The sequence below is a fragment of the Pseudactinotalea sp. genome (assembly GCF_048594945.1).
Lineage (GTDB): Bacteria > Actinomycetota > Actinomycetes > Actinomycetales > Beutenbergiaceae > Pseudactinotalea.
Genome location: NZ_JBMDXJ010000453.1, coordinates 1 through 1,856, shown reverse-complemented (window position 1 = coordinate 1,856; position 1,856 = coordinate 1). Strand labels below are relative to the sequence as shown.

Here is a 1,856-nt window from a genome sequence, read left to right as displayed (position 1 = left end):
GTCAGCGCCACGGGCGACGAGGACTTCATGGTCCGCGAGGGCATCGAGATCCTCGTCGAGACCGCCCGGATGTGGGAGGACCTCGGCTTCTGGCTGGCGGGCGCCCACCCGCGCTTCCACATCCACGGGGTCACCGGGCCGGACGAGTACACCGCGGTCGTCAACAACAACTTGTTCACCAACGTGATGGCGCGCGACAACCTCCGCCAGGCCGCGCAGTGGTGCCGGCACATCGCCGAGTACTGGCCGGAGAACTACGAACGGCTGGTGCGGCAGCTCGACCTCGACGAGGCCGAGGTGGACGAGTGGGCGCGCTGCGCCGAGGGCATGTACGTGCCCTATGACGAGGCGCTCAAGGTGCACCCGCAGGACCAGCACTTCCTTGAGCGCGAGGTGTGGGATCTCGCCGCCACCCCTGAGGACAAGCGGCCACTGCTGCTGCACTACCACCCGCTCGTGATCTACCGGTTCCAGGTGCTCAAGCAGGCCGACGTGGTCGCCGCGCTGTTCCTGCACGGCGATGAGTTCAGCCGCGAGAGCAAACGCGCCGACTTCGAGTACTACGACCCGATCACCACCGGCGACTCCTCGCTCTCGGCGGTGGTGCAGTCGATCATCGCCGCCGAGGTGGGGTACGCCGATCTCGCGCTGACGTACTTCCACGCGGGGCTCTACGTCGACCTCGCCAACCTGCACGGGAACGCCTCGGACGGCATCCACGTCGCCTCGACCGGTGGCGTCTGGAGCGCGCTGGTGTACGGCTTCGCGGGTATGCGCGACCACCACGACTCGCTCTCGTTCGACCCGCGACTGCCCTCCGAGTGGCCCGCGCTCACCTTCAAGGTCCGCTTCCACGGTGCGCGCCTCCAGGTCCGTGTGGAGCAGGAGCAGATCACGTTCGAGCTCGTGGAGGGCACGGCGGTGTCGGTGTCGGTCCGCGGCAGGCAGCACCTGATCGAGCCCGACCGTCCCGTGGTGGTGCCGCTGGCGGACCAGGGGCCCGTGATCGAGGGCACCCTCGGGACGATGCCGCTGATCGGCTCGAGCACCGAGCACAACATGGTCTACACCGCCGGTGTCCCCGACCCCGACCGCCGCAAGAAGCTCAACGGCAACGGCAAGTAGCCCGCTCCGCCGCCCCGCCCCGCCGCTCGACCCCCTTCTCGATTGAACGTGGTTTCAATCGGCCTATCCCTGCCCATACCTCGAGGAACGTCACACTCGTGCGAGCATCGGGGCGACCCAGCACCGATCGTCAACGTGAGTTGACACAGCCCCTGCGTCAACGTAGATTGACGCCATGGTGAGGACAGCGGTTGGTGAGGCCGATGACGGCGGCGCCTCGGTCGAGGTGATCTGGGAACTGATCGAGCACACGCGGCAGCGCCGGCAGGTGCTCGCCGACTTCGAGCGCAAGGAAGCCGAGCTCGTCAGGCACGCCCGACAGCTCGACTACTCGTGGCAGCAGATCGCGATCGCACTCGACGTCACCAAACAGGCCGTCCACAAGAAGTACGGTCGCAGGTGAACGACAAGCACCGCCGTCGAGCGACTGTGACGTTCCTCGACCTATGGGCCCCGAAAGGCCGATTGAAACCACGTTCAACGCAGGAAATGGCTGGCAACGTTCTATGACTGCTACCGAGCCACGCGCGAGAGCGCGCAGCCCGTTCGGGCGGCGACGCTCCGACGACGGCCCCCGCGCCTCCCTCCGCGAGCTGCTCCCCTACCTCGTGCTCAATCGCGGCCTCCTGATCGCGGCACTGATCCTGTCGGTGCTGGGCGCTGCCACGAGCCTCGCGCAGCCGCTGCTGGTGCAGCAGGTCATCGACCGGGTGCAGGCGGCGGCCGCGCTC

2 protein-coding genes and 1 pseudogene are annotated in these 1,856 nt (G+C 67.6%); all 3 read left to right on the top strand.

Translation table 11 applies throughout. The annotated features are described in order from the left end of the window. Positions 1-1,125, top strand: a 1,125-nt coding sequence (locus ACOJSN_RS20665; protein ID WP_420114365.1) for a glycosyl hydrolase family 65 protein, incomplete at its 5' end; no start/stop codon positions are given. Between the two features lie 175 nt (positions 1,126-1,300). Next, a complete protein-coding gene (locus ACOJSN_RS20660) occupies positions 1,301-1,528 on the top strand; it encodes an AsnC family protein (RefSeq protein ID WP_420114364.1) in 228 nt (75 codons plus the stop codon). A gap of 103 nt (positions 1,529-1,631) precedes the next feature. Next, positions 1,632-1,856 (top strand): annotated as a pseudogene (locus ACOJSN_RS20655) (ABC transporter ATP-binding protein); the annotation flags it as partial.